The sequence below is a fragment of the Bradyrhizobium sp. F1.4.3 genome (assembly GCF_040548375.1).
GTDB lineage: Bacteria > Pseudomonadota > Alphaproteobacteria > Rhizobiales > Xanthobacteraceae > Bradyrhizobium.
In genome coordinates this window covers 138,669-145,135 of record NZ_JBEPRN010000016.1, presented here as the reverse complement: position 1 = coordinate 145,135, position 6,467 = coordinate 138,669, and the positions used below count along the sequence as shown (strand labels likewise).

General features: G+C 64.5%; 7 protein-coding genes. 1 reads left to right on the top strand and 6 read right to left on the bottom strand.

Going from position 1 to position 6,467, the window contains the following annotated elements; all coding sequences use genetic code 11:
- Positions 1-207 precede the first annotated feature (207 nt).
- From ABIB73_RS30445 to ABIB73_RS30430, 4 genes are all read right to left on the bottom strand, one after another.
- Entirely contained in the window at positions 208-1,056 is an 849-nt protein-coding gene (locus ABIB73_RS30445) for a hypothetical protein (RefSeq protein WP_354230102.1), read from the bottom strand.
- Positions 1,057-1,318: 262 nt separating this feature from the next.
- A complete protein-coding gene (locus tag ABIB73_RS30440; protein WP_354230101.1) occupies positions 1,319-1,618 on the bottom strand; it encodes a winged helix-turn-helix domain-containing protein in 300 nt (99 codons plus the stop codon).
- On the bottom strand, positions 1,618-2,169 hold the full coding sequence (locus tag ABIB73_RS30435) for a hypothetical protein (RefSeq protein WP_354230100.1): 552 nt from the start codon (positions 2,167-2,169) through the stop codon (positions 1,618-1,620). The genes ABIB73_RS30440 and ABIB73_RS30435 overlap by 1 nt, the downstream gene beginning before the upstream one ends.
- A complete protein-coding gene (locus ABIB73_RS30430) occupies positions 2,166-3,176 on the bottom strand; it encodes an alpha/beta hydrolase (RefSeq protein ID WP_354230098.1) in 1,011 nt (336 codons plus the stop codon). Before ABIB73_RS30430 ends, ABIB73_RS30435 begins: the two co-directional genes overlap by 4 nt.
- A gap of 138 nt (positions 3,177-3,314) precedes the next feature.
- Between ABIB73_RS30430 and xseA the strand changes: the two genes are divergently transcribed.
- The gene (xseA, locus tag ABIB73_RS30425; protein WP_354230111.1) at positions 3,315-4,937 is read left to right on the top strand and encodes an exodeoxyribonuclease VII large subunit; all 1,623 of its coding nucleotides are present in this window, start codon (positions 3,315-3,317) and stop codon (positions 4,935-4,937) included.
- A gap of 213 nt (positions 4,938-5,150) precedes the next feature.
- On the opposite strand, the gene ABIB73_RS30420 is transcribed toward xseA, so the two are convergent.
- Positions 5,151-5,300 carry a hypothetical protein gene (locus tag ABIB73_RS30420; RefSeq protein WP_354230096.1) on the bottom strand — a complete coding sequence of 50 codons (150 nt, stop codon included), beginning with the start codon at positions 5,298-5,300 and terminating at the stop codon, positions 5,151-5,153.
- 226 nt (positions 5,301-5,526) lie between these two features.
- Complete coding sequence (locus tag ABIB73_RS30415) at positions 5,527-6,357, bottom strand: dienelactone hydrolase family protein (RefSeq protein WP_354230094.1); 831 nt, start codon at positions 6,355-6,357, stop codon at positions 5,527-5,529.
- Positions 6,358-6,467: the final 110 nt, after the last annotated feature.

Sequence of the window (6,467 nt, the reverse complement as noted above, 5' to 3'; positions counted from 1 at the left end):
TCGAAGCCGTGTTCGCGCACAACAAGGCACGATAACCCGTCGTGGCAACCGCCCTGTCACCGAGATTATCGTGTCTCACTTGAGGGGTGCAGTCCAGCACTGTCACCGTAATTGGTAATTGCTCGATCGGCGAAATACCGCTGGCCATCCCAATTCAGCATCTTTCGAGGAAGTTGGCGCTCACATCCACGAGTTGATCGCAAGGGTCTACGCTAAGTATTGACGGCGACCGCCAAGCCAGCGGTTACGAAGAACGCCTGTGCATCGACGGCTCCGTCGAAGCTTGCGCCGCACAATGCGGTCGATGCGCTGGAACGGCGCTCGGAAACGCTGGGGCAGCTCGCGGACAAGGTCAATGGCTCGACGCGCCAGCCCAAGGCCAAACGCGAACGCGAACACCGGCAATGCCAACTCCTTGAAAATCTCCTCTAGTGCCTCCATTTGCCAGTGGGACTTAAGGTCGGTTCCATAGCTATCGATCAGCTTGTTCGTCTCGATGACGCGCCGCTGAACGCGCTGCGCAAGCGTGGAGACATCTGGATCGCTGTAGTCAGTGAGGTTCAGCTCGGGTAGCCGCGTCAGTTCGGGTAGGAACAAGTCTGGATTGAATTTCAGCGCACCAACATATTTGTTGAGCTTATCGCATTCAGCTAGCCTAATGAGCGTAGGACGATACGGCGAGTGCGGCACTCGAAGGCAGAGCTTCCACGCCTCCACGGTGGTATCAAATTGAACATCAACGATGTTCGATTTGATTTGCATGCGATCAATGATCCGTAGCTTCTCATGGTGAGAGTTATAGAATGTGAACAGCCCCACGATCACGGTCAGAAAGCCTAGGAAATAGCTGGCAAGGTCGATAAAGCGCGTCGTGGCGGGCGTTGATCTCCACCAGAACGCGCCAATCGCAATAGCGACGCCCCACAGTGCAGCTTCGATAACCTGCCAACCCAATGTTTCTCCTCCATTGTCGAGCGCGCCGTATTCGGCGTGCTCGACTCTATCGTCATGACTTTCGGCCCGCAGCTCAAGGCCGCTCACAAACAGGCTAACCATTCGAACGAGTTATTTAGACAACAGTCGGAGCGCCGCCGAGTTAGAAGGAGAGTGCCCGGATTAGGCGTAAATTAGCCCCCAGCCCCGTTTTGGCCGCGACCTGCTGCAGCCACGAAAGCAACTTCCGCAGATAGCCGGTTTATCGACGCGTGCGCCAATCATGACCTCCGCCCACAGACCCCACCAAAGTGAGCGCGGGGCGGTCAGCGGTAATGACCTCTCCCGCACCGCGAGAGGGCGCAGCCGTCGGCATCGCAGGAGATCAAACCTGCCTCCCCGCGATGATTTCCTGCAACGTCGCCACATGCCGCGCAAACGCCCCGCGCCCCGCAGCGGTCGCGGTGACCGTGGTCTGCGGCTTCTTGCCGACAAACGCCTTGTCCACCGAAACGTAACCAGCCTTGGCCAAGGTCTCGATATGCGCGCCGAGATTGCCGTCGGTCGCACCGGTGAGCTTCTTCAGCCGGGAAAACTCCAGGCCGGCGGACACGGGCAGTGCGTTGAGCGCCGCCATGATCTTCAGCCGCAGTGGCTGATGGATGATGTCGTCGAGCTCGGCCATCAGATCCGCCGCATCCAGAGACCGCCGAGAATGAGGCCGCCGCCATTGACGAAAGCCATCCAGAGCGGAAACGCCTCGCCGATACAGAAATAGCCAATCAGCGTCAGCGCGGTGATGCCGAGACCGATCGCCACGAACGCATAGCCGAACCACAGACCCGCCAGCGTGTAGAACAGCATGAAATAGATCGGCCAGAACGCCCCAAGTTGGCGCGGACCGAAATGACCGAGAACGCTGGTGCAGACGTAGCCGAATGCGAAGAACAACGCGAACACCAGCAGCAACCTGATGTCGAAGGACGCAGCGTGGACCTGCGGCGGATTGAGCAGGCGGATCGCAACCAACCCGCCGACGCCCAGAATGTCGACGGCGATCCACGCATGAACCGCGTAGATCGGCCAAAGCCAGGTCACGACATTGCCAGCGAAGACCAGAACACCCCACCAGAGCGCCGCAAGGCTCGCCAGTTCGTAGAGTTGCGATTGCCTCAAGCGCTGGACGATATCGTCGATATCGGCCAGCGCTTCGGAGGCCTCTTTGCTGTCGATCATGACTGGCCGCTTCCGCGCGTTGCTACGTCCTCCGCAATCGCAGAGACCGCCTTCGGGTTGGTAACGATGCCCATGTGGTTGACGCCCTGGATCACCTTGACGTCCACGGACGGCTTTATCGCCTGGACGGTTTCTTCGTACTTGTCCGAGATCATCATCTCGTCCTCGGCGCCGCCGAAGATCGTCAGCGGATGCGTCACCGCCGGCAGATCGAGACGGTAGCCGCGCGTCGCGAAGTTGCGCATCAGGCGGTCGGAATAGGCCGGCACCAAAATCCGCTCCGAGTTCGGCGGCACAGCGAAGGCGAGCACCGGAAGCTGCGCGCAGCAGTCGATGCCCAGCTTGCGCAGCGCGGCAAGGCCAAGGAAGCGCGGAATGTCGGCATTGGCCCAGCCGCCGGAATGCGGCTTGTTGGTCGGCGCGTCGTAGCCGAGATAGGGCGCGACCAGCACGGTGCGCACGAACATGTCCTGGATGATCGGGGTAGCCGCGACGCGCAGGGAAAAGCCGCCGCCGGCGGAATGACCGATCAGGGTGAGCGGCAGGTCCGGCGCGCTCTGGCGGACGAGAGCGACGAAGTCGACCAGATCGTCCTCGAGCTGGCCAACATAGAAGATGTCGCCGCGCGTACCCGAAGCGCCGTGGCCGCGGATGTCGAGCGCCCAGGTCTCTAAGCCTCGCGTCGCCAGCGCCGCCGTCAGCGCGTGATTGGTGGTGCCTGAGGATCCGGAAGACCCATGAATGAAGATCGCGCCGCGTCCCGTCGCCGGTCCGCTGGCCGCGTAGTGCCGGTAGCCGAGCCAGGTGCCGTCGCGGGCCTGGAAGCGCTCGAGCGCCGGCAGGGTCGACATGTCGACGCCCTTGCGGGAGTCCGAGGCCGAGCGCAGCTCGGCGGGCCGCTCCAGCGGAGTCGCGATCAGGGTGGTCAGCAGCAGCGCGACGGCGCCGACCGCGCACAGGCCCCATTTCAGCAAGCCCATTGCACCTCGCAGCAATTGCATCGCCATGGCCCAACTCCATCAAACTGAGGATCAGCAGATAACTCTATAAAACAGAGTACTCTAGATATCAATCCCCGGATTGGCGCCGCGCGGCGAAAATCCTTAACGTCGGGTGAGAATCCCAAAATGCCGAATCGTGTGCCGATGCCGTCTGCGGAACCTCTGCCCAATACGCCCGAATTCACCGTTTCCGAGCTCTCGCAGTCCCTGAAGCGGACGGTGGAGGACACCTATGGCCATGTCCGGGTCCGCGGAGAAATCTCCGGGTTCCGCGGCGCCCATTCGTCCGGCCACTGCTATTTCGCGCTCAAGGACGAGAGCGCCAAGATCGAGGCCGTGATCTGGAAGGGCGTGCACGGGCGGATGCGCTTCAAGCCCCAGGAAGGGCTCGAGGTCATCGCCACCGGCAAGCTCACGACCTATCCGGGCTCCTCAAAATACCAGATCGTGATCGAGGCGCTGGAGCCGGCGGGCATCGGCGCGCTGATGGCGCTGATGGAGGAGCGCAAGAAGAAGCTCGCCGCCGAGGGCCTGTTCGACGAGGCGCGCAAACAGCTGCTGCCCTGGCTGCCCGAGGTGATCGGCGTCGTGACCTCACCGACCGGCGCCGTGATCCGCGACATCCTGCACCGGCTCGAGGATCGCTTTCCGCGTCATGTGCTGGTGTGGCCGGTCAAGGTGCAGGGCGAAGGCTCGGCCGAGCAGGTTGCGGCTGCGATCCGCGGCTTCAACGCGCTGCCGGAGGGCGGCAAGATTCCGCGCCCCGACGTGCTGATCGTCGCGCGCGGCGGCGGCTCGCTGGAGGACCTCTGGTCGTTCAACGAGGAGATCGTGGTGCGCGCCGCAGCCGAGAGCATGATCCCGCTGATCTCGGCGGTCGGCCACGAGACCGACATCACGCTGATCGACTTCGTCGCCGACAAGCGCGCGCCGACGCCGACGGCCGCCGCCGAGATGGCGGTGCCGGTGCGCAGCGATCTGTTCGTCGAGGTCGCCGACCTCGCCCGCCGCACCCGCGCCTATTGGCAGCGTGCCCACGAAAGCCGCCGCAACGAGCTGCGTGCCGCAGCACGCGCGCTGCCGGCGGCAGGCGATCTGCTGGCAATCCCGCGGCAGCGTCTGGATTCGGCAGGCTCCGCCCTGCCCCGCGGCCTGAAGGCCAACACGCACGCGCATTTCCGCAGGTTTACTGCCGCCGGCGCCAAGCTGACGCTGCGCGTGCTGCACGGCCAGATCGCGCAGGCCGATCACCGGCTCACCGTGTCTGGCGAGCGGCTCGGCCTGTCCGCGCGCTCGCTGTTGCGGCAGCGGCGCGACCGCTTTGCCGGACTTGACGTTCGCTTACGTGCCTCAAAACTTTCCAACGCGCAGGCGCAACGCAATGCGATTGCCCGCCAGCGCGAGCGCACGCATCGTCTTGGCGAGCGCGCGCAACGCGCGCTGGCGACGCTGTTGCAGCGGCTCGACGCCCGCGTCGAGAACAGCGGCAAGCTGCTCTCGGCCCTGTCCTATCGCGGCGTGCTCGCCCGCGGCTTTGCGCTGGTGCGCGACGAAGCCGGCCATCCCCTGCATTCGGCAGACAGCGTCGGACCGAATGCGCGGATCGAGATCGAGTTTGGCGACGGCCGCGTGGGCGCGACCGCGGATGCGGATTTGCCGGCCCCGACCACAAAGCGCGCGCCATCGCAATCGAAACCAGCCGCGCACGACGCCAAACCCGCGCCGAAGCGCGTGGGCAAACCGGTGGATCAGGGCAGTTTGTTTTAGAGGCGACGGCGGCGCAACATTCTCGCTGTCGTCCTGGCGAAAGCCAGGACCCATACCGCGAGGTCTATCGGGGACGCCTGGTATCAGTCCCGAACGGCCAGTCTTCGCCAAACCACTCCCTGGGGTAATGGGTCCTGGCTTTCGCCAGGACGACTCCGGGAGAGAGCGCGCCTCACGCATCGATCGCCGTGCGAGGCGACAGCGGTTCGCGACCTATCGGCAGGACAATCCCGCATCTATCGTGGTCCAGAAGCCGCAATGTTCCGGTGCGAGCTGCGGGGCGCCGGCGTGGGCTTCGAACAGGAAGATCACGACGGTGAAGATGACCAGTGCGGAGGAGAACAGAGCGAAGCGGTTGCGCATGTCAGATGCGTTTAGTCGACATCATGGTCGAACTATGGCGCCGACACCTGTTGAAACCGATCGGACGCATGATCCGTAGATTCCCGGTCGGCCATCAAAGTCCGTGCAGGGCGGTGGTCGACGCGGGGCTGTCCGCCTCACATTGTTCCTCGGGCGGCCCCGCTTCCGCCTTCGCTTCTACCGAGCTACGGCGGGACAAGTCCGCTCATCTTGGCCACGGCCCCACTTACCGCGCCAACCACTCCGCGACCTGCTTCTGCGAATCCGCGCGCGCCTCCGCATCGGTGCCGAGATGGCCGTGCTCGGGTGCGGCGGCATCGGTGCTGCCGGCAAGCGCGTGCAGTGGCGTGTTGGCGCGGTCGAAATCGTGATAGGCGCCGGGATAGACCACGATGCGTGTGAGCGCGCTGCGGCCAAGCGCGCCGTCCACCATCTGACGGCAGGCCGGCGGCGACGAGACGTCGTCCTTGCCGCCGATCAGCACCAGCGTCGGCACCCGCGCGCTCCAGCCGAGGCCGGCGGAAATGCGGCAGTCCGGATAGAAGGCGATGGCCGCGCGAAAATCCGGGGCCGCGTCGCGCGCCGCGTTCTGCGGGCGCACCGCCCAGAGCAGCGCGCTCGCGCCATTGGCCCAGCCGATCAGGCTGACGCGGCCGCGCGCGACCCAGGCCTGCTTCATCAGCCAGGCGCGCGCCGCGGCGATGTCGGCGACGCGCTCGCGCCGAGCCTTGACGTGCCCCTCCTTGACCCGGCATTGCGGGCCGAGCTCGCGCGAGCCGTAGCTGTCGGGCAGCAGCACCGCGTTGCCGGCCTTCAGCAGATCCTCAGCCCAGTCGCGATAGCGCGGCAATACGGGATCGGCGTGTCCACCGAGCCCGCCGCAGCCGTGCAGCGCGACCACGGTCGGAAACGGCCCCTCGCCCTCGGGCTTGTAAAGCTGCGCATGCAGGACGCCGGCCGACAGGGGAATGTCGACCTGCTGCGGCGCTGGCACTGAGGCCGCATGCGCGGCCGACATCAGGAGACTCAAGAACAGGGCGGTCAGTCGAAGGCGCATCGGACTCTGCCGTAGGAGGTGCCGGTCGCAAGCGGAACCATTGTTTGAGCATGATCTTTTCGGAAAACCGCTGCACACTTTTCCGGATCATGCTCCAGAACCAGCGATCC

What these genes read in the sequence shown, in the direction of transcription:
- ABIB73_RS30445 (WP_354230102.1), bottom strand. Translation starts at nt 1,056, where the DNA reads ATGGTTAGCCTGTTTGTGAGCGGCCTTGAGCTGCGGGCCGAAAGTCAT.
- ABIB73_RS30440 (WP_354230101.1), bottom strand. Translation starts at nt 1,618, where the DNA reads ATGGCCGAGCTCGACGACATCATCCATCAGCCACTGCGGCTGAAGATC.
- ABIB73_RS30435 (WP_354230100.1), bottom strand. Translation starts at nt 2,169, where the DNA reads ATGATCGACAGCAAAGAGGCCTCCGAAGCGCTGGCCGATATCGACGAT.
- ABIB73_RS30430 (WP_354230098.1), bottom strand. Translation starts at nt 3,176, where the DNA reads ATGGCGATGCAATTGCTGCGAGGTGCAATGGGCTTGCTGAAATGGGGC.
- xseA (WP_354230111.1), top strand. Translation starts at nt 3,315, where the DNA reads ATGCCGTCTGCGGAACCTCTGCCCAATACGCCCGAATTCACCGTTTCC.
- ABIB73_RS30420 (WP_354230096.1), bottom strand. Translation starts at nt 5,300, where the DNA reads ATGCGCAACCGCTTCGCTCTGTTCTCCTCCGCACTGGTCATCTTCACC.
- ABIB73_RS30415 (WP_354230094.1), bottom strand. Translation starts at nt 6,357, where the DNA reads ATGCGCCTTCGACTGACCGCCCTGTTCTTGAGTCTCCTGATGTCGGCC.